This is a genomic window from Actinomycetospora straminea, from assembly GCF_028737255.1.
GTDB lineage: Bacteria > Actinomycetota > Actinomycetes > Mycobacteriales > Pseudonocardiaceae > Actinomycetospora > Actinomycetospora straminea.
In genome coordinates this window covers 21,336-46,157 of sequence record NZ_JAQZAN010000002.1, presented here as the reverse complement: position 1 = coordinate 46,157, position 24,822 = coordinate 21,336, and the positions used below count along the sequence as shown (strand labels likewise).

The window sequence follows — 24,822 nt, the reverse complement described above, 5'->3', positions numbered from 1 at the left end:
CTACTCCGCCCTCTCCGGGGAGGCCGCCGCGGCGGCCGTGACGGCGGCGACGGTCCCGCTGACCGCGGCCGCGTAGACGACGTCCTCGGCCTGCAGCACGGTCTCGCTGGTGGTCAGCAGCCCGGTGCCGAACCGCACGATGAACGCCACGCGGCTGCCGGTGGCCTCCTCGAGCTGGGTGACGGGCCGGCCCGACCAGTCCTCGTGGAAGTGCAGCTGCATGATCGCCACGGTGCCCGAGGGGTCGCGCCAGGCGGTGGCGACGCCGTCGGGCAGCAGCATGCGCAGCAGCCGGTCGGTGGTCCACGGCACGGTCGCGACGGTCGGGATGCCGAGCCGCTCGTAGACCGCGGCGCGCTTGGCGTCGTAGATGCGGGCCACGACGTGGGAGACGCCGAACGTCTCGCGGGCCACGCGCGCGGCGATGATGTTGGAGTTGTCGCCGGAGGAGACCGCGGCCAACGCCTCGGCGCGGTGGATGCCCGCCGCCGTCAGCGTCTCGCGGTCGAAGCCGGTGCCGACGACCTCCTGGCCGTGGAAGTCGCTGCCGAGGCGCCGGAACGCCTGCGGGTCGCGGTCGATGACGGCCACGCCGTGGCCGAGCCGCTCGAGGGCGAGCGCGAGGGACGACCCCACGCGCCCGCAGCCCATCACGACGATGTGCACCGCGTCACCGCCATGTCGTCCCCACGCTGTCGTCCCCACGCACCGGTGTGCCTCCCCGACTCGTGCCCGCCGTCCCGACGTGTCCCGGTGTACCCGGTGAGCGGTGCGCACCGTATCGCCCGACCGGCCGCCGGAGCCGTCACATCGGGGCGCGTCACGGCAGGCCACGTCGGGTGCACCCCCGGGCCGCGACGCGCCTACGCTTTCCTCGTGTCCAAGCTCGCCACGGCGACCAAGCGCCTCGTGCTCGGTCTGCCGTTCCGCAGCGACGCACTGCAGGGCACCCTGCTGCGCAAGCGCATCGCCCTGCCGGTGTTCGCCTCCGACGCCCTGTCGTCGGTGGCGTACGCCCCGCAGGAGGTGCTGATCACCCTGTCGCTGGCCGGGCTGGGCGCCTACGCGCTCTCGCCCTGGGTCGGCGTCGCGGTCGTCGTCGTGCTCGCGACGGTGATCGTCAGCTACCGCCAGAACGTGCACGCCTACCCGTCGGGCGGCGGCGACTACGAGATCGCGACGGTCAACCTCGGCCGCTACGCCGGGCTCACCGTCGCCAGCGCCCTGCTCGTCGACTACACGCTCACCGTGGCCGTGTCGGTGTCCTCGGCGGCGGACAACCTCGGCGCCCTCATCCCGGTCGTCGGCGACCACAAGGTCCTCTTCGCGGTGGCCGCGATCCTCGTGCTCACGGCGATCAACCTGCGCGGCGTGCGCGAGTCGGGTGTGACGTTCGCGATCCCCACCTACTGCTTCATCGTCTGCATGGTCGGGATGATCGTGTGGGGCGCGACGCAGCTGGCCCTGGGCGACGACCTCGTCGCCCCGAGCGCCGGGTTCGGCGTCCTGCCCGAGGGCGGCGGCGACTCCACCGACGACCTCACCCAGCTCGCCCTGGTCTTCCTCGTCCTGCGCAGCTTCACCCAGGGCTGCGCGGCGCTGACCGGCGTCGAGGCCATCAGCAACGGCGTGCCGGCGTTCCGCAAGCCCAAGTCCCGCAACGCCGCCACGACGCTCGCGATGCTCGGGCTCATCGCGGTGTTCCTGTTCTCCGGGATGATCTACCTGGCCCGCGCGTCGGGCGTCGTCATGGCCGAGCGGCCGGGCGAGCAGCTCGTCGGGGCCCCCGCGGACTACCGGCAGGAGACGCTGGTCGCGCAGCTCGCGCGCACGGTGTTCGACGGCTTCCCGCCGGGCTTCTGGGCGGTGACGATCTTCACCGCGCTCATCCTCGTGCTGGCGGCGAACACGGCGTTCAACGGCTTCCCGGTGCTCGGCTCGATCCTCGCCCAGGACCGCTACCTGCCCCGCCAGCTGCACACCCGCGGCGACCGCCTGGCCTTCTCCAACGGGATCCTCTTCCTCGCCTTCTTCGCGGTCGTGCTCGTCGTCGGGTTCTCCGCCGAGGTCACCGCGCTGATCCCGCTCTACACGGTCGGTGTGTTCGTCTCGTTCACGCTGTCCCAGACCGGGATGGTGCGGCACTGGACGCGCCTGCTGCGCACCGAGACCGACGCGGGAGAGCAGGCGCGGCTGCGGCGCTCGCGGTGGGTCAGCGGCTTCGGCACGGCCATGACCGGCACGGTGCTGCTGGTGGTGCTGGTGACCAAGTTCGTGGTGGGCGCCTGGATCGCCATCGTCGCCGGCGGGCTCGCGTTCCTCATGATGCTGGCGATCCGCCGGCACTACGACCGGGTCAGCGAGGAGATCGCCGCCCCCGAGGTCATGACGAGCACGCTGCCCAGCCGCAACCACGCGATCGTGCTGATCTCGCGGCTGCACATGCCGACCCTGCGCGCCGTCGCCTACGCCCGGGCGACCCGGCCGGACGTGCTGGAGGCGCTGACGGTCAACGTCGACGACGGCGACACCCGCGCGCTGGTCGCGGAGTGGGAGAAGCGGGACATCCCGGTGCCGCTCAAGGTCGTCGAGTCGCCCTACCGCGAGATCACCAAGCCGATCCTGCAGTACGTCAAGCGGATCCGGACCGACAACCCGCGTGACGTGGTCACGGTGTTCATCCCGGAGTACGTGCTGGGCCGCTGGTGGGAGCAGCTGCTGCACAACCAGAGTGCGCTGCGCCTCAAGGGGCGGCTGCTGTTCCAGCCCGGGGTGATGGTGGTCAGCGTGCCGTGGCAGCTGGAGTCGTCCAAGCGCGCCGCCGCGCGCCGCCCGCCGGGGGCGCCGGGGTCGGCGCGCCGCGGCTACGAGCCCGTGAACGGGGCCGCGCCGGCGCAGGCCGCGCCCGCCCCGCCGCCGAACCCCGTGTCGACCGACCGCGGCCCGGCCCGCTCGGGTGGCCCGGGTGGCCCGGCGGGTCGCGACGAGACCCCGGCGCGCCCCCGGTGAGCGCGGTGGAGCCCGCGACGGCCGAGACCCTCGACTGGACCGACCGTCTCCTCGAGGTCGACGTCGGCCCCGTGGCCCACGGCGGGCACTGCGTCGCTCGCCACGAGGGCCGGGTCGTGTTCGTGCGACACGCCCTGCCCGGCGAGCGGGTGCGGGCCGTGGTCACCGAGGACGGCGGCGGCTCGTTCTGCCGGGCCGACGCCGTGGGGGTGCTCACCGCGTCCCCGGATCGGGTCGAGCCGGCGTGCGCCTGGGCCGGGCCCGGCGGGTGCGGGGGCTGCGACTGGCAGCACGCGACCCCGGCGGCGCAGCGCGCGCTCAAGGCGACGGTGGTCGCCGAGCAGCTGGCGCGCCTGGCCGGGATCGAGCGCGAGGTCGTCGTCGAGGAGCTGCCCGGCGGGCCGCTGGACTGGCGCACGCGGATGCGGATGGCGGTCACCGACGACGGCCGCCCCGGCCTACGGGCGCACCGCAGTCACGAGGTGCTGCCCGTCGGCGACTGCCCGATCGCCGCGCCCGGGGCCCTGCTGCCGGTGCTGGAGCGGGAGTGGACGCCGACCGCCGAGGTCGAGGTGGTGCGCGACGCCGACGGCGAGGTGCACGCCGCCGAGCTGTTCGAGGGCGCCCGGCACCCCGAGATCGGCAGCGGCACCGCGCACGAGCGGGCCGCCGGTCGCACCTGGACGCTGCCCGCGGCCGCGTTCTGGCAGGTCCACCCGCACGCCGCCGACGCCGTGGTGGACGCGGTGCTCGAGGGCGTCGGCGACCTCGCGCCGGGCGCGTGCGCCTGGGACCTCTACGGCGGCGCCGGCCTCATCGCCGCCCCGCTCGCCGAGCGCGTCGGGCCCGAGGGTCGGGTGGTGCTCGTGGAGAGCGACCCGGACGCCACCGCGGCGGCGGGGGAGTGCCTCGCCGACCTGCCCGCGGTGCAGGTGGTGCGCGCCCGCGTGGAGAAGGTGCTGGGCGCGCTGCCCGGTCCGCCCGACGTCATCGTCGCCGACCCGCCGCGCAAGGGCCTGGGTCGCGGGCCGGCCGGCGAGCTCGCCGGGCGCGGGGCGGCACGCATCGTGCTCGTCGCCTGTGACCCGGCCGCGCTGGCCCGCGACGTCGGGGCCCTCGTGGAGCACGGCTATCGGCTGGATGCCCTGCGCGCCTTCGACGCGTTCCCGATGACGCACCACGTCGAATGCGTCGCAACGCTGCTCCTGGCGTGAGCCGCTCGGGTAGACAAGACCCGGCGGCGTCGAGGGAGTCACCGGTGAGCGGCAGCCTGGTCAGCGCGGGTCTCGTGCCCGCCGGCCCCGTGAGCTTCCTCGACGGGGTCCGTCTCGTCGACCACCACTGCCACAGCGTCGTCGGCCACGCGCTCGACCGGGCGGGGTTCGAGGCGCTGCTCACCGAGGGCCCGGGTCCGGCCGCGGGCACCAGCAGCTTCGACTCGGCGCTGGGGTTCTCGGTGCGGCGCTGGTGCGCGCCCGCGCTCGACCTGCCGCCGCACGTCGCGCCCGACGACTACCTCGCCCGGCGCGCCGAGCTCGGCCCCGACGAGGTCACGAAGCGCTTCCTCGGCGGCGCCGGGGTGGGCGCGGTGCTCGTCGACCACGGCTTCGCGGTCGACGGGATGCTCTCGCCGGCCGAGCTCGGGGCCACCGCCGGCGCGTCGGTCGGCGAGGTGGTGCGCCTGGAGGCGGTGGCCGAGGAGGTCGCCGACCGCGGGGTGTCCGCCGCCGGCTACGGCGACGCGGTGGCGCGGGAGGTGGCCGCGCGGACCGCCGAGGGCCGCCACCCGGTGCCCGTGGCGTGCAAGAGCGTGCTCGCCTACCGGGCCGGGCTCGACGTCGACCCGACCCGTCCCGGGCCCGCCGACGTGACGAAGGCGGCCGACGGCTGGCTGCGCCGCCGCGCCACCACCGGCGAGCCGCTGCGCGACCCGGTCCTGCTGCGCCACGGGCTCTGGGCGGGCCTGGACACCGGGCTGCCGCTGCAGCTGCACACCGGCTTCGGCGACCCCGACGAGGACCTGCACCGCGCCAACCCCGCCCTGCTCGTGGACCTGGCCCGCCTCGTCGAGCCGCTGGGCGTGCCGCTGATGCTGCTGCACTGCTACCCGTACCACCGCGAGGCGGCGTGGCTCGCCCAGGTGTTCGCGACGGTGCACGTCGACGTCGGGCTCGCCGTGCCCTACATCGGGGCCCGGGCGATGTCGGTGGTCGCCGAGCTGCTCGAGCTCGCGCCCTACGGCAAGGTGCTGTACTCCTCGGACGCCTTCGGGCTCCCGGAGCTGCACCTGCTGGGGGCACTGCGGTTCCGGTCTGCGCTGGGTGGTCTATTGGAGCACCTCTGCGCGACCGACGAGCTCGCGCCCGCCGACGCCGAACGGGTGGCCACCATGATCGGGACCGACAACGCACGCCGGGTCTACGGGCGGATGCCGGCGTGACCCGGCCGGTCGCCGCCGTCCCGCCCCCGGTCGACCCGGCCCTGCGCGCGGCGCTGGACGCCGAGCTGGACGCCGCGATCGCGCTGCGCCACGCGCTGCACCGCGACCCGCGCCTGTCCGGGGACGAGGCCGACAGCCGCGACCTGGTGCTCGAGGCGGTCGGCGACCTGGTGGACGTGGGCGCGGCCGGCGCGTCCGTCGCCGGCACCGGCACCATGCTGCGCCTCGGCCCGCCCGCGGGCGCCGGGGTGCCCGCGGTCGCCGTGCGCGCCGAGCTGGACGCCCTGCCCGTCGTCGAGCGCACCGGCCTGCCCTTCAGCGCGACCGGCGGCGCCGCGCACGTCTGCGGCCACGACGTGCACGTCGCCGCCCTGGTCGCCGTCGTCCGGGCGCTGGCGCGGGGCGGCGCCGACCGGGTGCCCGCCCCGCTGCTCGCCGTGTTCCAGCCGCGGGAGGAGAAGGCCCCGTCCGGCGCGGCCGACGTCGCCGCCGACCCGGGGTTCGTCGCGCACCGGGTCGGGGCCGTGCTCGGGGTGCACGTCCAGCCCGAGCTGCCCCGCGGCACGGTGTCGGTGCGCGGGGGACCGGTGAACGCCTCGGCCGACGAGATCGAGATCGAGGTGCACGGCCGCGGCGGGCACGGCGGCTACCCCCACCGCACGCGTGACCCCGTGCTGGCGCTGGCCCAGGTGGTCGCGAGCGTGCACCACATCGTGTCCCGCCGCGTCGACCCCATGGCGGCCGGGGTGATCACGATCGGGCAGATGGAGGCCGGGTCGGCGCCCAACGTCGTCCCCGAGACCGCCACCGCCCGCGGCACGGTCCGGGCCCTCGACGCCGACCGCGACGAGCTGCTCGCCGCGGTGCGCGATGTCGTCGAGGGCACCGCCCGCGCCCACGGCTGCGAGGCGACGCTGACCGTCGTGCCCAACGAGCCCGCCGTCGTCAACGACGAGGCCCTGGCCCGCACCGTGGCCCGCTCGCTGGGGTCGCGGCGCGCCGAGGACCGGGTCGACGGGGACGGGCACACCCCGCCGGGTGACGCGACCGGGCTCGTGCTCGACACCACGTTCCGGTCCTGCGGCGCCGACGACTTCTCCCACTACGGTGAGGTCCTGCCGTCGTTGATGCTCTTCGTCGGCACCGCCGCCGCCGGGACCACCCCCGGCAGCGGGCCGGGCCTGCACCACCCCGAGTTCTCCCCGGACGACGCGATGGTCGGCGAGGTGGCACGGGCCCTGCTCGCCGCCGTCACGGCCGCGGGCGCCGCCCTGGTCGCCCCGGCCGCCCCCGCCGACGGCGCCGTCGAGACCACGGCGGCCAGCGCGGCATCCACGCCGTAGTCCCTCAGCACCCTCCCGGGCCGACCCCCCGAGCCCGTTCCCGCAGTCCCCGACCGCACCCACCGCACCCCGGAGCCGAGTCACCGTGACCGAGATCCAGGCGTTCGCCCGCGAGTTCTTCCGCGACCCGTTCAACGTCGCGTCCCTCGTCCCCAGCTTCGCGCCCCTCTGCCGCCAGGCCGCCGCGCCGCTGCCGGAGACCGGTGACCCGGTCGTGCTCGACCTCGGGGCGGGCACCGGCCAGGTCACCGACGTCATCCAGGAGCGGCTGCACGGGCGCGGCCGCCACATCGCCGTCGAGTTCAACCCGCGGATGGCGGCGGTGCTCGCCGAGCGCCACCCCAAGGTCGAGGTGATCTGCGACGACGCCCACGCCGTCGTCGACCGCCTCCTCGACGAGGGCGTGCGCACCGACCTCGCCGTCTCCGGGCTGCCCTGGCTCGCGACGGCGCCGCGCCGCGGCCGCTCGATCTTCGAGCCGCTGGCCCGGCTCACCGCGCCCGGCGGCGCGGTGACGCAGCTCGCCCACGCCTGGATCCGGTTCTTCCCGGACGCCCGGAAGGTGCAGCGCAACCTCGAGGCGAACTTCGAGGAGGTCATCGTCACGCGCACGGTGATGGCGAACATCCCGCCGGCCGTCGTCTACGTCGCCCGGCGGCCCCGGGTCCGCTGACCCGTCCCCGATCCGGCGCGGACTGCGGCGCCGTCGCGCGTCCGTAGACTGGCGCGCCGAAGCAGTGCGCGCACCCCCGACGCACTCCGCCGGCGAGCCGAGGTGACCCGTGACGTTGCTGGACCGTGTTCGCACCCCCGCGGAGCTGCGCGGACTGGACGAGGACGAGGTCGTCGCCCTCGCCGGTGAGATCCGGGCGTTCCTCGTGGACAAGGTGTGCCGCACGGGCGGGCACCTGGGCCCGAACCTCGGTGTGGTGGAGCTGACCCTCGCGCTGCACCGGGTGTTCGACTCGCCCCGCGACGCGCTGATCTTCGACACGGGCCACCAGAGCTACGTGCACAAGATCCTCACCGGGCGCGCCGGGGACTTCGACGGCCTGCGCCAGCGCGACGGCCTGTCGGGCTACCCGAGCCGGTCGGAGAGCGAGCACGACCTGGTCGAGAACTCCCACGCCTCGACGGCCCTCTCGTGGGCCGACGGGCTGGCCAAGGCCGACGCCCTGACCGGCCGCGACCGCGCGGTGGTGGCCGTCGTCGGCGACGGCGCGCTCACCGGCGGCATGGCCTGGGAGGCGCTGAACAACATCGCCGCCGCCCCGGACCGGCCCGTGGTGATCGTCGTCAACGACAACGGCCGCTCCTACTCGCCGACCATCGGCGGGCTCTCGCGCAAGCTCACCTCGCTGCGCCTGCTGCCCCGCTACGAGCAGGTGCTCGAGCACGGCAAGCGCGCGGTGCAGGGGCTGCCGGTGCTCGGGTCGACGCTGTACTCGGCGCTGCACGCGGCGAAGGCCGGGGTGAAGGACGCCCTGTCCCCGCAGCCGCTGTTCGCCGACCTCGGGCTGAAGTACCTCGGCCCCGTCGACGGCCACGACGTCGCCGCCATGGAGCACGCGCTGCGCAGCGCCCGCGACTTCGGCGGGCCGGTGGTCGTGCACGCGGTGACGGCCAAGGGCCGCGGGTTCGCGCCGGCCGAGGCCGACGAGGCGGACCTCATGCACTCCCCGGGGCCCCTCGACCCGGGCACCGGGCTGCCGGTCGGCCCGAAGCCGGTGGACTGGACCTCGGTGTTCACCGAGTCGATGCTCGAGCTGGGCCGGGAGCGCTCGGACGTCGTCGCGATCACCGCGGCGATGGGCGGCCCGACCGGGCTCGCGGCGTTCGGCGAGGCCTACCCCGAGCGCCTGTTCGACGTCGGCATCGCCGAGCAGCACGCGATGACCTCGGCCGCCGGGCTCGCCGCGGGCGGCCTGCACCCGGTCGTCGCGATCTACTCGACGTTCCTCAACCGCGCGTTCGACCAGCTGCTCATGGACGTCGCGCTGCACCGCGCCCCGGTCACCATCGCGCTCGACCGCGCCGGGGTCACCGGCAGCGACGGCGCGAGCCACAACGGGATGTGGGACCTGTCGATCCTCGGGATCGTGCCCGGTCTGCGGGTCGCCGCGCCCCGCGACGCGGTCACCCTGCGCGAGGAGCTGCGCGAGGCCGTCGCCATCGAGGACGGCCCGACGGCGCTGCGCTGGTCGAAGGGCGCGGTGCCGGCGTCGGTGCCCGCGCTGCGCACGCTGGGCCCGGCGAGCGGCCCGGGCCGCGTCGACGTCCTCGCCGAGCCGCAGCGCCCCTCGCGCGCCGCGCCCCGGCCCACCGCGGTCGACCGCCTGCCCGACGCCGCGCTGCCCGACGTCCCCGACGTCCTGCTCGTGTGCGTCGGCGCGTTCGGCGAGCTCGGCGTGCAGGCGGCCGAGCGGCTCACGGCGCAGGGGATCGGGGTCACGGTCGTCGACCCGCGCTGGGTGCAGCCGGTGCCCGAGGCGCTGCGGACCCTCGCCGGCGAGCACCGCCTGGTCGTCACCGTCGAGGACGGCGGGCGCCACGGCGGCGTGGGCTCGGCGCTGGCCGACGCGCTCTCCCAGGACGGGGTCGACGTGCCGGTGCGCCGCCTCGCGCTCGACCAGGAGTTCCTCGCGCACGCCTCGCGGGGCCAGGTGCTCGCGGCGGCGGGGCTCACCGACGCCGACGTCGCCCGCCAGGTCACGGAGTGGGTCTCGGGCCGCGAGACGCTGACCGTCCCGGACGCGGATCTCGCACGCTGACCTGGGCTTCCTCTCAGCGACCGCTCAGGTGACCTGTGGCACCGTGGAGGCGTGCGAGTACTGATCGTGGAGGACGAGCAGGCCCTGGCCGACGCGCTCGCGCGGGGGCTGCGTCGCGAGGGCATGGCCGTCGACGTCGCGTACGACGGTGACGAGGGCAGCGAGAAGGTCGGCGTCACCCGCTACGACGTCGTCGTGCTCGACCGCGACCTGCCGGGGCGCTCCGGCGACGAGCTGTGCGCCGAGATCGTCGGCGGCGTCACCCGCGTCATCATGCTCACCGCGAGCGGGACGCTGCGGGACAAGGTGGAGGGCCTCGCGCTCGGCGCGGACGACTACCTGCCCAAGCCCTTCGACTTCCCGGAGCTCGTGGCGCGCCTGCGGGCCCTGGGCCGGCGGGCGACCCCGGCCGTGCCGCCGGTGCTCCGCGCCGCCGACGTCGTGCTCGACCCGGCCAAGCGCACGGTGACCCGCGGCAGCACCGCCCTCGAGCTCACGCGCAAGGAGTTCGGGGTGCTCGAGGTGCTCATGGCCGCGCGCGGCGCCGTCGTCAGCTCCGAGGAGCTGCTCGAGCGGGTGTGGGACGAGAACGCCGACCCGTTCACCACCACCGTGCGGGTCACCGTCATGACCCTGCGCAAGAAGCTCGGCGAGCCCGGCATCATCGACACCGTCGTCGGCTCGGGCTACCGCGTGCCGGCCGAGGCGCCCGCCACCGTCTGAGCCGTGCCGGCGACGTGCCCCCGGCGTGCTCCTCTGATCCGACGTCCGTGTCGGGACGTCGATCATGAGCGGTACCGGGGGCTCACGGCGGCCATCCGGGGGACGCCGTAGCGTCGGACCGTGTCCACCGCCCCCACCGCGTCGCCCGTGCCGCGCCGCGGCCCGGGGCTCCGCCTGCGCCTGACGCTGCTGGCGACCGGGCTGGTGGCCGTGGTCGCGGTGCTGCTGGTCTGGCTGGGCTGGGTGCTGGTCGGCCAGGTGGTCGCCGCGGTGCCGCAGCTGCCGCCGGACACGCCGGTGATGGTCGACGGGGTGCGCGTGCCCGCCGGGGAGCTGGCCGACGCGCTCGGCCGGGCCGCCCGCGTCGAGGTGCTGCGCATCGGCGCGCTGGCGTTCGCGATGGTCGTCGTCGCCGCGGCGCTGATCTCGTGGGTGACGGTCCGGCGGGTGCTGCGCCCGCTGCACGACGTCACGGCCACGGCGCAGCGCCTGTCCGCGGAGTCCCTCGACGCCCGCATCGGGCTGACCGGCCCGCGCGACGAGGTCGCCGAGCTCGCGGCCACGTTCGACGCGATGCTCGACCGGCTGCAGGCCGCGTTCGACGCCCAGCAGCGGTTCGTGGCCAACGCGAGCCACGAGCTGCGCACCCCGCTCGCGGTCCTGCGCACCGAGGTCGACGTGACCCTCGCCGACCCGGACGCCGACGCCGCCGAGCTGCGGCGCATGGGCGAGGTCATCCGCGACGCCACGCGCCGCGCCGAGGACCTCGTCGCCGGCCTGCTGTTCCTCGCGCGCACCGAGGCCGCCGACGCCGTGCCGCGCGACCCCGTCGACCTCGCCGAGACCGTGCCCGGTGCCCTGGACGCCGTGCGCGCCGAGGCCCGCGACCGGAACCTGACCGTGCACACCGAGCTCGCCCCCGCCGGGGTCGCCGGCGACGCCGCGCTGCTCGGGCGGGTGGCGGGCAACCTGCTCGAGAACGCCGTGCGCCACAACGTCGAGGGCGGCTGGCTCGCCGTGCGCACGCGGGTCGACGACGGGCACGCCGTGCTGTCGGTGTCGTCGTCGGGGCCCGTGGTGGCGCCCGCGATGGTCGCCGAGCTCTTCGAGCCCTTCCGCCGAGGCGCCGGGCGGACCGGCAGCGGCACGGGGCTCGGCCTGTCGATCGTGCGCGCCGTGGCCCGCGCGCACGGGGGGCGCGCGGTGGCCGAGCCGGTCGCGGGCGGCGGGCTGACCGTCGACGTGGTGCTGCCGCGGGCTCAGGACTCCTGAGGTCCGGAGGGTTCCGCCGGCACCGCGTGCAGCGCCTCGGCCAGCAGCGGGGCGGTGAGCTCCGCCTGCCAGGGGCGCGCGCCGAGGTCGCGCAGCGCGCCGGCCACCGCGTCGGGCGCGAGCGACTCGGGCGGCGCCCAGCACAGGCGGCGCACGAGGTCGGGGGTCACGAGGTTCTCGACCGGCGTGCCGGTGCGCTCGGAGAGCCCCGCGAGCGCGGCACGGGCGGCGGCGAGGCGGGCGGCCGCGGCCGGGTCCTTGTCGCCCCAGCGGTGCGCGGGCGGCGGTCCGTCCTGCGCCGGGGCGGACGCCGGCCACCCCGCCTTCGGCAGGGCGCGGGCCCGGGCGATCGCCGACCACCAGCGGTCGGCGAGGCGGCGCTGGGCACGCCCCCGGAACACGGGCATACCGACGAGGTCGTCGCGGCCGGTGGGCTCCCGCAGCGCCGCGTCGACGATCGCCGCGTCGGGCAGCAGCCGACCGGGGGCGACGTCGCGGGTGGAGGCGAGCTCGTCGCGGGAGCCCCACAGCTCGCGGACCACGGCCAGCTGCGCGGGCCGGCGGACCTTGTGCAGGCCGGAGGTGCGCCGCCACGGCTCGGCGCGCGGCGGCGGGGGAGGGGCGAGGCGCACGGCCTCGAACTCCTGCTCCGCCCAGGCGGTCTTGCCCTGGCGCTCGAGGTCGGCGGCGACGGCGTCCCGCAGCTCGACGAGCAGCTCGACGTCGAGCGCGGCGTAGGTGAGCCACTCCGCGGGCAGCGGGCGGCGGGACCAGTCGGCGGCGCCGTGGCCCTTCTGCAGCCGCACGCCCAGCAGGTGCTCGGTCAGCGGGCCGAGCCCGACGCGCGGGTAGCCGACGAGGCGTCCGGCGAGCTCGGTGTCGAACAGCGAGTCCGGGCGCATGCCGACCTCGGCGAGGCACGCGAGGTCCTGCGACGCCGCGTGCAGCACCCACTCGACGCCGCGCAGGGCCTCGTCGACCACCCGGAGGTCGCCGCCGCAGGCGATGGGGTCGACGAGCACGGTGCCAGCGCCCTCGCGGCGCAGCTGCACCAGGTAGGCGCGGGCCGAGTAGCGGTAGCCCGACGCCCGCTCGGCGTCGACGGCCACGGGACCCGTTCCGCCGGCCAGCGAGGCCGCTGCGTCCGCCAGCGCGGCCGCGTCGGTGACGAGCGGCGGTACGCCCTCGGCCGGTTCGAGCAGGTCGACCACCGCCGGGTCGTCGTCGACGACCTCGGCGGTCTCGGTCGGCTCGCTCGGCGAGGGATCAGGGGCCACGGACGCAGGAGTGTGCCCCTCACCACCCCGTTCGGCACGCGATGGCGAGGAACTCGCGGGTGTGTCGCGCGCGGAGGGTGACCGGTCACGGACCCCGCCGGTGCCCCCGGCGGGGTCCGTGGACCGACCGTCGTGCGACGACCCGGCCGACGGCCCCGTGTGAGAGGTGGTCGGCCCGCTCGCCCTCGCGCTCAGCGGATGACGCCGGCCCGCATGGCCAGCGCGACCATCTGTGCCCGGTCACCCGTGCCGAGCTTGCGCCCGATGCGGGAGAGGTGGCTCTTCACCGTCAGCGCCGAGAGGCTCAGCGCGTCACCGATCTCCTTGTTGGAGCGGCCGTCGGCGACCAGCTGCAGCACCTCGACCTCGCGGGCCGAGAGCTCCCGCGGGGTGTTGTCGGTGGCCGGCACGCGGGTGCCCGCCGCGAGCAGGGGAGCGACCGACGGGTCGGCGTAGAGGCCGCCCTCGAGGACCCGGCGCACGCCGTCGGTGACCACACCGGGCGACGCCGACTTGAGCAGGTACGCCTGGGCGCCGGCCTGGAAGGCCGCACGGACCGCCGACGGGTCGTCGGAGGCCGCCAGCACGACGACACGGTTCCAGCCCTGGGCGCGGAGCTCCGCGATCAGGTCCAGGCCGCTGCCGTCCGGCAGGCCGAGGTCGAGGATCGCGAGGTCGCACGGCCCGGAGGCCAGCGCCCGCGTGCGGGCCTCGGAGATCGAGGCCGCCTCGTGGACGGTGCCCGCGCCCATCGAGGAGAGCCGCTGCGCGATGGCCTCACGCAACAGCGGGTGGTCGTCGACCACCAGCACGGTGAACATCTCTTCCCGCGGATGCGGGACCATGGCCGGCGGCAGCAAGCCGCTCGCGACGCCGCGAAGGGCCATGCCTGGGCCCACGGTTGCCACGTCGAGTACCTCCTAGAAGTCGGTCTTGCCCCCCGACATAACGCACCCTGGCCCTCGTCCCAACGACCGCGCCGCCGATCGGACGAGGAAGTGCGTGCGAGAGAAGATATCCCCCCGGGCGAGTTAACGAGAGCATCAGGGCCAACTTCGCTCGGTGGAGTTTCGCGTGTTACGCGGTCGCGGTCACCCTTTGGAGTGGACAGACTCCACGAAATCGTCTCGTGGTGACACTCGGTGTAACTGCTGCTACGGAGAGTATCGAGTAGCGCCGACCGCCCCAGGGCTGCTGCAACCAACGACCCAACGTGTTGGCGTGACGGACGCAGCGTCCTCGGGCTGATCGGACGGCAGGCTGTTCAGCCCGGGGAATGGGCACGATGACCTGCGGAAGTGCGAAAAAAATTCCGACATCGATACCGGTGGTACCGGGAGAATGCTCAACCAGATCGGCCGGCGCGCCGGGCACCGAGCGTCGTCACGCCCACCGGCGGAAGTCCCGCGGCGATCGCGAGGACACCCGCGAACGCCTCGCCGTGCGCGCTGAGGACCTCCTCGGTCGGCGTCCACGACGCGCGCAGCTCGAGGTCGGTCGCGTGGGTCGGGCCGCTGATGTCGCCGAAGCGGACCGAGGCGGTCTGGGTCACGGTGCCCCCCAGCGCCGTCCACGCCGCGCCCGAGTCCTCCAGCGCGCCGGTCAGCCAGGACCACGCCACCTCGGGCAGCATCGGGTCGCCGGCGTGCTCCGGGTCCAGCTCGGCGCGCACGAACGTCACCACGCGCAGCGTCCCGTCCCAGGCGTCCTGGCCCTCCGGGTCGTGCAGCAGCACGAGGCGTCCGGTCACCACGACCTCGGCGTCGTCGACCTCGCCGGTGCCCGGCGCGGGGGCGCTCGCGAGCACCTCGGCGCTCCAGGCGGCGGAGTACGGGGCGAGGCGCTGCGGCGGGCGCATGGTCCGCAGCTCGATCTCCGCGCGCGTCGGGAGACCGTCGAGCGAGTCCACCGCGCGACGGAAGGTCTCGGGGTGGGTGGTGGGCGCCGTCACCTCGACGACAGTAGGCCGAACGGGTTCTTCCCGGCACCTCCCACGCCGAACGCCCCGGACGTGCACCTCCGTCCCTCCCGTCCCGGGCGTCCCGACCCCGAGCCGGGCGAGGGCGTCCTTCGCTGCGTGCCACGCAGCCGGGGCGTCCCTCGCTGCGACCACCCGGCACACGCGGCGGCGCGCGAGGACGACGTGGGAGGATGGGGACACCATGAGCAGGGCAGGAATCGTGACCACGGACGTCCACGCCGACGCGTCTGCGGGGCGCCGGCACCTGCCCGCTTCGCCCTTCCTCGCCGCCGCGCGCGGGGAGCGCCCGACCCACCGGCCGGTGTGGTTCATGCGGCAGGCCGGGCGCTCGCTGCCGGAGTACCGCGAGGTCCGGAAGGGCACCGGGATGCTCGAGGCCTGCCTGACCCCCGACCTCGCCTGCGAGATCACCCTGCAGCCGGTGCGCCGCTACGGCGTCGACGCGGCGATCCTCTTCTCCGACATCGTGGTGCCGCTGCGGGCCGCCGGCGTCGGCGTCGACATCGTCGCGGGCACGGGGCCGGTGGTGGAGCACCCCGTGCGCACCGCCGCCGACGTCGCCGCGCTGCCCGCCCTCGACGGGGCGGGCGTCGCCCCGGTCGCCGAGGCCGTGCGCCTGCTGGTCCGCGAGCTGGGCGAGACGCCGCTCATCGGCTTCGCCGGCGCCCCGTTCACGCTCGCCTCCTACCTCGTCGAGGGCGGGCCGAGCCGCAACCACGAGCGCACGAAGGCGCTCATGCACGCCGAGCCCGAGACCTGGCACGCGCTGTGCTCCGTGCTCGCCGACACCACGCTGACGTTCCTGCGCGCCCAGGTCGAGGCCGGGGTCGACGCCGTGCAGCTCTTCGACTCCTGGGCCGGGGCCCTGTCCGAGCGCGACTACCGCGAGCTGGTGCTGCCGCACTCGACGCGGGTGCTGGCCGGCCTCGCCGACGCGGGCGTGCCCCGCATCCACTTCGGCGTCGGCACCGGCGAGCTCCTCGGGGCGATGGGGGAGGCCGGCGCGGACGTCGTCGGCGTCGACTGGCGGATCCCGCTCGACGTCGCCGCCACCCGCGTCGCGCCGGGCACCGCGCTGCAGGGCAACCTCGACCCGGCGCTGCTGTTCGCCGGCGAGGACGTCGTCGCCCGCGAGGTCCGGCGCATCCTCGCCGAGGGCGAGGCGGCCGCGGGCCACGTGTTCAACCTCGGGCACGGGGTGCTGCCCGAGACCGACCCCGACGCCCTGGCCCGCGTCGTCGACCTGGTGCACGCCACCGCGCTGCCGTGACCCGCGTCCTCGTCGTCGGCGGCGGGGTCTCCGGGCTCGCCGCGGCCCACCGGCTGCGCACCCTCCTGGGGCCCGACGCCGAGATCGTCGTCGTCGAGGCCGCCCGTTCGCTGGGCGGGAAGCTCGCGGCGATGGAGATCGGCGGGCGGCGGGTCGACGTGGGCGCCGAGGCGTTCCTGGCCCGGCGCCCCGAGGCGGGCGCGCGGATCGCCGAGCTCGGCCTGGACGACCAGCTCGTGCACCCCGGACCCGCCGCCTCGGGCCTGCGCGTGGGCGGGCGGACCGTCGGGCTGCCCCCGCGCACGGTCATGGGCGTGCCGGGCGACCCCGACGTCGCCGCGGACGCCCTCTCGCCCGCCGGTCTCGCGGCGCTGCGGGCCGACCGCCCCGGCGACTGGGAGCCCGGCGGTGACGTCGCCGTGGGCGCGCTGGTGCGGGCGCGGCTGGGCGACGAGGTCGCCGACCGGCTCGTCGACCCGCTGCTGGGCGGCGTCTACGCCGGGCACGCCGACGGGCTGGGCCTGCGCGCCACCGTGCCCGCGCTGGCCGCCGCCCTGGACGCCGACCCGCGCTCGCTGCTCGCCGCCGCCCGCGCGTGCCTGCCGGCCCCGCCCGCCGAGGCCGCGCCGCCGGTCGCCACCGGCGCGCCGAGCTCCAGCCCCGGGCGCGCCCCGGTCTTCGGCACCCTGCGCGGGGGGCTCGCGGACCTCCCCGCCACCCTGGCCCTCGCCGCCCGCGCGGACCTCCGCCTCGGACGGACGGTCACCGCGCTCGCCCGCACCCCCGACGGCTGGCGCGCCGAGATCACCGACGACGCGCCGGTCGAGGCCGACGCCGTCGTGCTCGCCGTGCCCGCGCCGGCCGTGCGCCGCCTGCTCGCCGACCACGCGCCCGGTGCCGCGCGCGCCGCCGGCGAGATCGAGCTGGCGTCCTCGGCGCTCGTGGTCCTCGCGCTGCCCGCGGCCGCGGCGGGCCCGCTCGCCGGGCGCTCGGGGGTGCTCGTCGGGGCGGGGGAGCGGCGCCCGGACGGCCTGCCCTGGACGATCAAGGCGACGACGTTCAGCAGCGAGAAGTGGCCGCACCTGGCGCCGCACGACACCGGCGACCCCGACGCCACCGCCGTCCTGCGCCTGTCGATCGGCCGCCACGGCGACCCCGGCTCCCTGGCCGCGCTGCGCCGCGACGACGACGACCTCGTCAGCGCCGCCCGCAGCGACCTCGCCGCCCTCACCGGGATCGAGGAGGTCCCCGTCGAGTCCGCGGTCGTGCGCTGGCCCGGCGGGCTGCCGCAGTACGGCGTCGGTCACCTCGACCGGGTCGCCGCCATCGAGTCCGGCGTCGCCGCGCTGCCGGGGCTCGCCGTGGCCGGGGCGGCGCTGCACGGCGTGGGCGTGCCGGCCTGCCTCGCCACCGCCGACGCCGCGGCCCGCCGCGTCGCGGAGCACCTCGCGGCGACCACCGTCCGGTAGCTGCCGTCCGGTCGTTCCCGTCCGGACTACGCCGGTCGTTCCCCCCGACCCCGTGCCACGCCAGGATGCTCGCCGTGACCGATCTCGCCGGAGACCTCGGGGCGCGCGACGACGACGCCCGCACCCGCCACATCGTCGACACCCTCGCCGACGCGTTCTCCGACCTCATGACGGAGTCGCCCGCGGCGTTCCGCAACAAGTTCCGCAAGATGGCCGTCGAGCCGTTCGCCTTCTACCGGGGCAGCGCGCCGCTCTACTACGCCGACGTCGCGCGCCTCGAGGACCCGTGGGTCGACGACAAGACCCGGCGCGTGTGGATCCAGGGCGACCTGCACGCCGAGAACTTCGGGACCTACCTCGACGGCGACGGCGTGCTGGTCTTCGACGTCAACGACTTCGACGAGGCCTACGTCGCCCCGTGGACCTGGGACCTGCGCCGGCTCGTGGCGAGCGTGGCCCTGCTCGGCTGGTCCAAGGCGTTCTCCGACGGCGACATCGACGCGCTCAACGCCACCTACCTGCGCTCCTACCTCGCCGCGGTCCGCTCGTTCTCGGGCGGCTCGGGGGAGCGGGAGTTCGCGCTGACCCGGCGGAACACCGACGGCCCGATCCGCGAGGCCCTGCAGCGCTCGCGGGAGAGCAGCCGGAGGGCCCTGCTCGACGCGGTCACCGAGATCGAGGGGGAGGACCGGGTGTTCCGCGCCGGCCCCGGGGTGCGCCGCCTCGACGACGAGGAGCGCGCGGAGGTGCTCGCGGCCTACGAGGGCTACCTCGGCACGATCCCGCACGCCAAGCGGTGGCCGGACACGGCGTACGGCGTGCACGACGTCGTCGGGCGCAGCGGTTTCGGCATCGGCAGCGCGGGCCTGCCGGCCTACAACGTGCTCATCGAGGGCCCGAACGAGGCGCTCGACAACGACATCGTGCTGTCGATGAAGCAGGCGGTGCGGGCCGCGCCGAGCCGTGTCGTCGACGACCCCGAGGTGGCCTCCTGGTTCACCCACCACGGCCACCGCACCGCCCTGTCGCGGCGCGCGCTGCAGGCCCATGCCGACCGCCTGCTCGGCTGGACCGAGATGCGCGGCGTCGGCTACGTCGTCGCCGAGCTCTCGCCGTACGAGAACGACCTCGACTGGGACGACCTCACCGAGCCCCGCGACCTGCGCGACGTCCTGCACCACCTCGGGCGCGCCACCGCCCGGGCCCACTGCGTCTCCGACGCCGACGCCGAGCAGGGCCTGGTCACCGGGCAGGTCGAGGACGCCCTGCTCGGGGTGGTCGGGGAGCGGGAGGACGACTTCGTCGCCGACCTCGTGGCGTTCGCCCGCGACTACGCCGACATCGTGCGCGACGACCACCGCCGCTTCGTCGAGGCGTTCCGGGCCGACCAGGTGCCCGGCGTCTCCAGCGCCGAGGAGTCCCTCTGATCGGTGCCGGTGGCACCATGGAGCGCGTGGCCCGGCTGAACTACGACGAGCTGAACTCGACCCTGCGCTACGCCATGTGGTCGGTGTTCCGCACCGACCCGGCGCGCCTGCCCGAGGACCGCGCGGCCCTCGGCGACGAGCTCGCCGGCGTGCTCGAGCAGGCCGACGGCAAGGGCGTCGCCGTCCGCGGTCTCTACGACCTCGCGGGCATGCGCGCCGACGCCGACTGGATGGTCTGGACCCACGCGCCGGACATCGAGTCGCTGCAGGCCACCTACTCGGCGCTGCGCCGCACCGCGCTCGGGCGCGCGTCGACCCCGGTGTGGTCGGGCACCGCGCTGCACCGGCCCGCGGAGTTCAACAAGAGCCACGTGCCGGCGTTCATCGCGGGCGAGGAGCCCAAGGGCTACCTCTGCCTCTACCCCTTCGTGCGCTCCTACGACTGGTACCTGCTGCCCGACGAGGAGCGGCGCACCATGCTCGCCGACCACGGCAAGGCCGCCCGGGGCTACGCCGACGTCCGCGCCAACACCGTGCCCGCGTTCGCGCTCGGCGACTACGAGTGGATCCTCGCGTTCGAGGCCGACCAGCTCGACCGGATCGTCGACCTCATGCGCGACCTGCGCGCCACCGAGGCCCGCCGCCACGTGCGGGAGGAGATCCCGTTCTTCACCGGCCCGCGGGTGTCACCGGGGCAGCTCGTCACCTCTCTGCCGTAGTCCGGCGGCAACCGGACGCCGTCCGCCGTACCGGACGAGCCGTACATCGATCAAGTCCTCGCTTCACGCAACGCGACCTGTCATATTCCGTGTGTGGCGACCGTGGGTTTCCTTCACGTCGCGTCGGCGCACGTCCGGGAGGCCCGCCGCCTCCTCGCGGAGTACGCGCCCGGCGTCACCGACGTGCACCTGGTCGACCGCCTGCTGCTCGAGCCCGGCCGCGACATCGGCGTGCGCGTCGCCGCCCGCGTCGGCGAGCTCGTCGGTCGTGACGTCGACACCGTGATCTGCACCTGGCCGGCGCTGACCGACCACGTGGTGCGCGTCGCCCGCGAGCGCGGCATCGCCGCGGCCGGTGTCGAGGAGCTGCTCGCCCCGTCGTCCGGGGTGCTCGCCCTCAGTCGATGAGGTGCCAGGTGATGAGGTCGTGGATCTCCGCGGCCTGCTCCGGGCCGCGGCACGTCACCTCGTAGAACGTCCGGCCGACCTGGATCGCCACGGTGTTCGAGAAGATCGGCTCGTCCTCGGCGGACACGTACGACACCGTGGTGATGCGGCTGTAGGGCGCGGTGATGAGCGCCGCGCGCCCGCCCGGGAAGGCGGTGTCGAGCAGGATCACCCGGCGGTTGGTGATGCCGCACAGCGCGATGCCGGCGCTGTCGCTGGCGTAGACGCCGTCGATCTGCTCCTCGGGCATCAGCGTGTCGCGGATGACGTCGTACTGCACCGTCTCGTCGAACCGCGGCAGCCGCGCGGACAGCGGGTGCGGACGGCGGGGGTGGTCGTCCGTGGTGCGGGGACGCAGCGGATGGCCCATCGACGGCATCGTCCTCTCTCCGGCGCGGAGGCGGGCTGGCCGTCCTCCGACACTAACGATCCTGCCCGTCGGCGGCTCCCGGCGGTGGTGTCGGACACCGGTCGCCGCGCGGAATGCGTCGCGGTGGACGCGTGCGTTGCGCCGGACGGAGCAGGGGTGGCGGGGTGGATCAGGCGCGGTACTCGAGGAGCAGGTGCTGCCCCCAGCGCGCCATCGACAGCGGACGGACGGTCTCTGGGTGGGCGTCCACCCACTCCCACACGGCGCGCAGCTCGGCGTCGTGGTCGAACAGGTCGTCGAAGTAGACGAGCGTGCCCGGCCGCAGGTGGGGCTCGAGCCAGTCGAGCACCTCGCGCGTGCTCGAGTAGAGGTCGCAGTCGACGTTGACGACGAGCTCGTCGTGCGGCGGCAGCGCCCGGCCCGGCAGCGTGTCGGCGAACCAGCCGGGCACGATCTCGACCCGCGGGTCGTCGATCCGCGGCACCACCCCGGTGGCGAAGCTGCCCGCGGGGGCGTCGGGGTGCCAGTCGCCGGGCAGGCCGTCGAAGCTGTCGAACCCGATCATGCGCGCGCCCGGCGTCGCGAGGTGCTCGCTCCACCAGCGCAGCGTGCGGCCCTCGTGCACGCCGAACTCGAGGTAGAGCGGGCGCGGCGAGCGCAGGCGCTCGACGATCTCGGCGAACACCGCGAACCGGTCGCCGCGGTTGGGGACGCGCAGCTCCAGGCTCCGCATCCAGCTGCCCTGCTCGAGCGCGCCGAGGGCGGTGCGCAGGCCGGTGAGGTGGCGGGGGGAGAGCTGCCGGCCGGCCGCGACGAGCAGCCGGCGCGGCTGGACCGGGTGCAGCCGGCGGGCGAGGCGGCGGCCCAGGTCGCGGCCGAGGTCACGGCCGAGATCACGGCCGAGGGTGCGCGTGGTCGTGGACATCGGCCGACGACCGTAGCGGGCCGCCTCAGCCGGCCGGGTGCCCCGGGGACCTCAGCTCGCGGGCTCGAGGCGCAGGCTCACCGAGTTCATGCAGTAGCGCTGGTCGGTGGGCGTGCCGTAGCCCTCGCCGCTGAACACGTGGCCCAGGTGCGAGTGGCAGGTCGCGCAGAGGACCTCGACGCGGGCCATGCCCATCGAGCGGTCCTCGCGCAGGATCACGTTGTCGTCGGCCGAGGGCGCGTAGAACGACGGCCACCCGCAGTGGGAGGCGAACTTGGTCTCGGAGCGGAAGAGCTCGGCGCCGCAGGCGCGGCAGGAGTAGACGCCCTCGGTGAAGACCTCGTCGTACTCACCGGTGAACGGGCGTTCCGTCCCCGCCTGCCGCAGCACCTGGTACTCCTCCGGCGTCAGCTGCTCGCGCCACTCGGCGTCGGACTTGCTGACCTTCGGGGTGCCGATCGAGGCGTCACTGCTCATGCATCCAGGCTAATACGTCGTGCACGTCTCAGAGGGCCGTGCCGAGGACCACCTCGAGGACCTCGAAGATCACGAAGCCGGTGCCGAGGAGGACCAGGGCGACGAGCACGACCGCGGCGAGCCGGCGCGGGCCGTCCGCCCGGTTGGCGGATTCGGCGAAGTCGCGGACCCCTGCCAGTTGCCCCTCCACGGTGAACGCGGCCGGCCCGGTCTGCTCAATCCGATCGAGGTGCGCGGCGAAGGCGCGCGCCTCGGGGTCGTCGGGATCGAGACCGACGAGGTCGTCGGCGAACCGTCCGTGCGGGCCCGCGGGCTCGTCCGGACCCTGATCGGGGGAGCCGGAGCGGCCCCCACCTGGGGCTTTCGACGCGCTCATCGACCCACGGTAACCCGCGGCCCTTCCCGTCGGGCCTACCATTGGGTCATGAGCACGGACACCTCGGCGTGCACGACCCTCGACACCCAGTTGTGCTTCGCGCTGCACGACGCCTCGCGGGCGATCGCCGCGTCCTACCGGCGCGGGCTCGCCCCGCTGGGGCTGACCTACAGCCAGTACGTCGTGCTGCTCGTGCTCTGGGAGCACGGCCCCACGACGATGGGGACGCTGTGCCGGGAGCTGCACCTCGACAGCGGCACCCTCTCGCCGCTGCTGCAGCGCCTCGAGGAGCGCGGCCGCGTGGTGCGCCGCCGGCGCCCCGAGGACGAGCGCACCGTCGAGGTGACGTGCACGGCGGAGGGGGACGCCCTGCGCGAGCCCGTGCTCGCCGTGCAGCGTCGGGTCCAGGCGGAGACGGGCATGGGGATCGAGGACATCGTCCGGCTGCGCCAGGAGCTCCAGGCCCTCGCGGACCGGCTGCGCGCGGCCGACGAGAACGGCCTGACCGGCTAGCCTTCCGCGTCGTGGCGAAGTCCCCGGCCGAGGAGATCGACGTCGACGGGCTGACCGTCCGCGTCACCAATCCCGACAAGGTCTACTTCCCGGACCGCGGGATCACGAAGCGGCAGGTCGTCGAGCACTACGTGGCGGTCCGCGAGCCGCTGCTCGCCGTCCTCTACGAGCGCCCCACGCACCTCAAGCGGTTCGTCGACGGCGTGACCGGCGAGTTCTTCTACCAGAAACGGGTGCCCAAGGGCGCTCCCGAGTGGGTCGAGACCGTCGACGTCCGCTTCCCCAGCGGGCGCTCCGCCACGGAGATCTGCCCGACGGTGACCGCGGTGCTGCCGTGGGCCGCGAACCTCGGCACCTTCGACTTCCACCCGTGGCCCGTGCGCCGCGGCGAGGTCGACCAGCCCGACGAGCTGCGCATCGACCTCGACCCCCAGCCCGGCACCGACTTCGCCGACGCCGTGCGCGTGGCCGGCGTGCTGCGCGAGGTCCTCGACGACGCCGGCCTGCACGGACGTCCCAAGACCTCCGGCGGGCGCGGCATCCATGTGCTCGTCCCGGTGCGCCCGGAGTGGGACTTCGTCGGCGTGCGCCGCGCGGTGATCGCCCTGGCCCGCGAGGTGTGCCGGCGCGTCCCGACCGAGGCCACGGTCGACTGGTGGAAGGAGGAGCGCGGGCAACGCGTGTTCCTCGACTACAACCAGGCCGCCCGCGACCGCACGATCGCCTCGGCCTGGTCGGTGCGCGGCACCCCGCGGGCGACGGTGTCGATGCCGCTGCGCTGGGAGGACCTGCCCGAGGTCGACCCCGACGACTTCGACGTCCTCACCGCCGCGGGCGTCCTCGCCGAGCGCGGCGACGCCCTCGCGGGCCTGCACGACGCCCCGGGGAGCCTTGCGACCGTCCTGGAGTGGGTCGAGCGCGACCAGCGCGACCACGGTCTGGGCGACCTGCCCTACCCGCCCGAGTACCCGAAGATGCCGGGCGAGCCCAAGCGCGTGCAGCCCAGCCGCAGCCGGGCGGACACCACCGGCAAGACCGTCCGGTGAGGAGCCCTCCGCCTCCCGACCCCGATCCCGTCGTCGTGCGGGACGAGAGCGGTGTGCGGGTGACGGTGATCCCGGTCGGGTGGGTGGGGGTCCGGCGCTCCCACGTGGAGTTCGGCGGGCCGTGGTCGCTGCGCTACGCCGCGATCGCCGTCGACCGCCGGTGGGCTCCGTGGCTGCCGGTGAACGTCGTGCTGATCGAGCACCGGCGCGGGATCGTGCTCGTCGACACCGGTGAGGCGGTCGATCAGCCGCCCGGGCACTTCGGCTGCGGCGACCGCGTCCAGGAGAGCATCTACCGCCGATACCTGCGCCTCCCGGTGCGGGCCGGTGCCGATGCGCCCGCCCGGCTGCGCGCCCTCGGCGTCGCGCCCGACGCCGTCGACACCGTCGTCCTCACCCATCTCCACGGCGACCACACCGGCAACCTGCCCGCGTTCGCCCGGGCCGAGGTCGTCGTCGGGCCCGGAGAGGTGGAGGGCTATCCCGGAGCGACCGCTTGCCGCGTGACCGGCCGACGGCTGGTGCGGCCCCGGTTCGAGGACGGTGGGATCGCCGGCTTCGCGAGGTCCACGACGCTCGTGGACGACGGGTCGGTCCGGGCCGTACCGCTGCCGGGCCACACCATCGGACACCTCGGTGTCGTCGTCGACGGGGCCCGCCCGACGGTGATCGCGGGCGACGCGGCGTTGAGCTACGAGCAGCTGCGCCGGCGCGGCACCCCGGGTGTCGCCCGCGACCGGACCGAGAACCGTCGGACGCAGGAGCGGCTCGACACCGTTGCCCGGGCGGGCGGACAGGTCGTGCTCTCCCACGCGGCGCCTGACGCTCCCTGACGGCCCTGGGTACCGGCCGCCCCCGAGGAAGAGACGGACCGTGGTCCTGCGCAGCGCAGGACGAAAGCCCGTGCTGGCGCCCAGGAGATTGAGCCCAGCATCGTCGTCCGCACACCGCTGGACCCGGAAGGTGC

At 75.4% G+C, this 24,822-nt stretch carries 24 protein-coding genes; 16 read left to right on the top strand and 8 right to left on the bottom strand.

Going from position 1 to position 24,822, the window contains the following annotated elements:
• Complete coding sequence (locus PH190_RS03435) at window positions 1-666, bottom strand: potassium channel family protein (RefSeq protein ID WP_274230100.1); 666 nt, start codon at window positions 664-666, stop codon at window positions 1-3.
• A 210-nt stretch (window positions 667-876) separates the two neighbouring features.
• Between PH190_RS03435 and PH190_RS03430 the strand changes: the two genes are divergently transcribed.
• The 8 genes from PH190_RS03430 to PH190_RS03395 all read left to right on the top strand — a co-directional run bounded on the left by PH190_RS03430 (window position 877) and on the right by PH190_RS03395 (window position 11,558).
• Window positions 877-3,009, top strand: a complete 2,133-nt coding sequence (locus tag PH190_RS03430; protein ID WP_274230099.1) for an APC family permease — start codon at window positions 877-879, stop codon at window positions 3,007-3,009.
• Window positions 3,010-3,014: 5 nt separating this feature from the next.
• Window positions 3,015-4,223 carry a class I SAM-dependent RNA methyltransferase gene (locus PH190_RS03425; protein WP_274230098.1) on the top strand — a complete coding sequence of 403 codons (1,209 nt, stop codon included), beginning with the start codon at window positions 3,015-3,017 and terminating at the stop codon, window positions 4,221-4,223.
• Window positions 4,224-4,267: 44 nt separating this feature from the next.
• Window positions 4,268-5,449 (top strand): amidohydrolase family protein, encoded by a 1,182-nt coding sequence (locus tag PH190_RS03420; RefSeq protein ID WP_274230097.1) that lies wholly within the window; start codon window positions 4,268-4,270, stop codon window positions 5,447-5,449.
• Window positions 5,446-6,792 carry a M20 metallopeptidase family protein gene (locus PH190_RS03415; RefSeq protein ID WP_274230096.1) on the top strand — a complete coding sequence of 449 codons (1,347 nt, stop codon included), beginning with the start codon at window positions 5,446-5,448 and terminating at the stop codon, window positions 6,790-6,792. Before PH190_RS03420 ends, PH190_RS03415 begins: the two co-directional genes overlap by 4 nt.
• Window positions 6,793-6,877: 85 nt before the next feature.
• Window positions 6,878-7,465, top strand: coding sequence for a class I SAM-dependent methyltransferase (locus PH190_RS03410; protein WP_274230095.1), 588 nt, complete (start codon window positions 6,878-6,880; stop codon window positions 7,463-7,465).
• Between the two features lie 109 nt (window positions 7,466-7,574).
• The gene (dxs, locus tag PH190_RS03405) at window positions 7,575-9,563 is read left to right on the top strand and encodes a 1-deoxy-D-xylulose-5-phosphate synthase (protein ID WP_274230094.1); all 1,989 of its coding nucleotides are present in this window, start codon (window positions 7,575-7,577) and stop codon (window positions 9,561-9,563) included.
• A gap of 51 nt (window positions 9,564-9,614) precedes the next feature.
• Window positions 9,615-10,286 (top strand): response regulator transcription factor, encoded by a 672-nt coding sequence (locus PH190_RS03400; RefSeq protein WP_274230093.1) that lies wholly within the window; start codon window positions 9,615-9,617, stop codon window positions 10,284-10,286.
• 120 nt (window positions 10,287-10,406) lie between these two features.
• Window positions 10,407-11,558: a sensor histidine kinase gene (locus tag PH190_RS03395; RefSeq protein WP_274230092.1), complete on the top strand. Its 1,152-nt coding sequence runs from the start codon at window positions 10,407-10,409 to the stop codon at window positions 11,556-11,558.
• Here PH190_RS03395 and PH190_RS03390 read toward each other — a convergent pair.
• From PH190_RS03390 to PH190_RS03380, 3 genes are all read right to left on the bottom strand, one after another.
• Window positions 11,546-12,835, bottom strand: a complete 1,290-nt coding sequence (locus tag PH190_RS03390; RefSeq protein ID WP_420791564.1) for a ribonuclease D — start codon at window positions 12,833-12,835, stop codon at window positions 11,546-11,548. The genes PH190_RS03395 and PH190_RS03390 overlap by 13 nt on opposite strands.
• A gap of 191 nt (window positions 12,836-13,026) precedes the next feature.
• Complete coding sequence (locus PH190_RS03385) at window positions 13,027-13,722, bottom strand: response regulator (protein WP_116706142.1); 696 nt, start codon at window positions 13,720-13,722, stop codon at window positions 13,027-13,029.
• 458 nt (window positions 13,723-14,180) lie between these two features.
• The gene (locus PH190_RS03380) at window positions 14,181-14,786 is read right to left on the bottom strand and encodes a DUF3000 domain-containing protein (RefSeq protein WP_274230091.1); all 606 of its coding nucleotides are present in this window, start codon (window positions 14,784-14,786) and stop codon (window positions 14,181-14,183) included.
• Between the two features lie 211 nt (window positions 14,787-14,997).
• On the opposite strand from PH190_RS03380, the gene hemE reads away from it, so the two are divergent.
• The 5 genes from hemE to PH190_RS03355 all read left to right on the top strand — a co-directional run bounded on the left by hemE (window position 14,998) and on the right by PH190_RS03355 (window position 20,109).
• A complete protein-coding gene (gene hemE, locus PH190_RS03375; protein WP_274230090.1) occupies window positions 14,998-16,086 on the top strand; it encodes a uroporphyrinogen decarboxylase in 1,089 nt (362 codons plus the stop codon).
• Window positions 16,083-17,555, top strand: coding sequence for a protoporphyrinogen oxidase (gene hemG, locus PH190_RS03370; RefSeq protein WP_274230089.1), 1,473 nt, complete (start codon window positions 16,083-16,085; stop codon window positions 17,553-17,555). Before hemE ends, hemG begins: the two co-directional genes overlap by 4 nt.
• Window positions 17,556-17,629: 74 nt before the next feature.
• Window positions 17,630-18,982: a DUF2252 domain-containing protein gene (locus PH190_RS03365; protein ID WP_274230088.1), complete on the top strand. Its 1,353-nt coding sequence runs from the start codon at window positions 17,630-17,632 to the stop codon at window positions 18,980-18,982.
• A gap of 26 nt (window positions 18,983-19,008) precedes the next feature.
• Window positions 19,009-19,701, top strand: a complete 693-nt coding sequence (gene hemQ / locus PH190_RS03360) for a hydrogen peroxide-dependent heme synthase (RefSeq protein ID WP_274230087.1) — start codon at window positions 19,009-19,011, stop codon at window positions 19,699-19,701.
• A 102-nt stretch (window positions 19,702-19,803) separates the two neighbouring features.
• Entirely contained in the window at window positions 19,804-20,109 is a 306-nt protein-coding gene (locus PH190_RS03355) for a hypothetical protein (protein ID WP_274230086.1), read from the top strand.
• Here the strand turns inward: PH190_RS03355 and PH190_RS03350 are convergent.
• The 4 genes from PH190_RS03350 to PH190_RS03335 all read right to left on the bottom strand — a co-directional run bounded on the left by PH190_RS03350 (window position 20,099) and on the right by PH190_RS03335 (window position 22,296).
• Window positions 20,099-20,518 (bottom strand): PH domain-containing protein, encoded by a 420-nt coding sequence (locus PH190_RS03350; RefSeq protein WP_274230085.1) that lies wholly within the window; start codon window positions 20,516-20,518, stop codon window positions 20,099-20,101. The two genes, PH190_RS03355 and PH190_RS03350, sit on opposite strands and share 11 nt — an antisense overlap.
• A gap of 169 nt (window positions 20,519-20,687) precedes the next feature.
• On the bottom strand, window positions 20,688-21,443 hold the full coding sequence (locus tag PH190_RS03345; RefSeq protein ID WP_274230084.1) for a class I SAM-dependent methyltransferase: 756 nt from the start codon (window positions 21,441-21,443) through the stop codon (window positions 20,688-20,690).
• Window positions 21,444-21,494: 51 nt separating this feature from the next.
• The gene (gene msrB / locus PH190_RS03340; RefSeq protein WP_274230083.1) at window positions 21,495-21,920 is read right to left on the bottom strand and encodes a peptide-methionine (R)-S-oxide reductase MsrB; all 426 of its coding nucleotides are present in this window, start codon (window positions 21,918-21,920) and stop codon (window positions 21,495-21,497) included.
• A gap of 28 nt (window positions 21,921-21,948) precedes the next feature.
• Complete coding sequence (locus PH190_RS03335; RefSeq protein WP_274230082.1) at window positions 21,949-22,296, bottom strand: hypothetical protein; 348 nt, start codon at window positions 22,294-22,296, stop codon at window positions 21,949-21,951.
• Between the two features lie 48 nt (window positions 22,297-22,344).
• Between PH190_RS03335 and PH190_RS03330 the strand changes: the two genes are divergently transcribed.
• From PH190_RS03330 to PH190_RS03320, 3 genes are read left to right on the top strand one after another with little or no spacing between them, the layout of a single operon-like run.
• Window positions 22,345-22,809 carry a MarR family winged helix-turn-helix transcriptional regulator gene (locus tag PH190_RS03330; RefSeq protein ID WP_274230081.1) on the top strand — a complete coding sequence of 155 codons (465 nt, stop codon included), beginning with the start codon at window positions 22,345-22,347 and terminating at the stop codon, window positions 22,807-22,809.
• Window positions 22,810-22,820: 11 nt separating this feature from the next.
• Window positions 22,821-23,855, top strand: coding sequence for a non-homologous end-joining DNA ligase (gene ligD, locus PH190_RS03325; protein ID WP_274230080.1), 1,035 nt, complete (start codon window positions 22,821-22,823; stop codon window positions 23,853-23,855).
• A gap of 59 nt (window positions 23,856-23,914) precedes the next feature.
• The gene (locus tag PH190_RS03320) at window positions 23,915-24,688 is read left to right on the top strand and encodes an MBL fold metallo-hydrolase (protein ID WP_274230079.1); all 774 of its coding nucleotides are present in this window, start codon (window positions 23,915-23,917) and stop codon (window positions 24,686-24,688) included.
• Window positions 24,689-24,822 lie beyond the last annotated feature (134 nt).

Coding starts and splice junctions, on each gene's coding strand:
- PH190_RS03385 (WP_116706142.1), bottom strand. CDS start 13,722: ATGGCCCTTCGCGGCGTCGCGAGCGGCTTGCTGCCGCCGGCCATGGTC.
- hemE (WP_274230090.1), top strand. CDS start 14,998: ATGAGCAGGGCAGGAATCGTGACCACGGACGTCCACGCCGACGCGTCT.
- PH190_RS03350 (WP_274230085.1), bottom strand. CDS start 20,518: ATGGGCCATCCGCTGCGTCCCCGCACCACGGACGACCACCCCCGCCGT.
- PH190_RS03345 (WP_274230084.1), bottom strand. CDS start 21,443: ATGTCCACGACCACGCGCACCCTCGGCCGTGATCTCGGCCGTGACCTC.
- msrB (WP_274230083.1), bottom strand. CDS start 21,920: ATGAGCAGTGACGCCTCGATCGGCACCCCGAAGGTCAGCAAGTCCGAC.
- PH190_RS03335 (WP_274230082.1), bottom strand. CDS start 22,296: ATGAGCGCGTCGAAAGCCCCAGGTGGGGGCCGCTCCGGCTCCCCCGAT.
- PH190_RS03330 (WP_274230081.1), top strand. CDS start 22,345: ATGAGCACGGACACCTCGGCGTGCACGACCCTCGACACCCAGTTGTGC.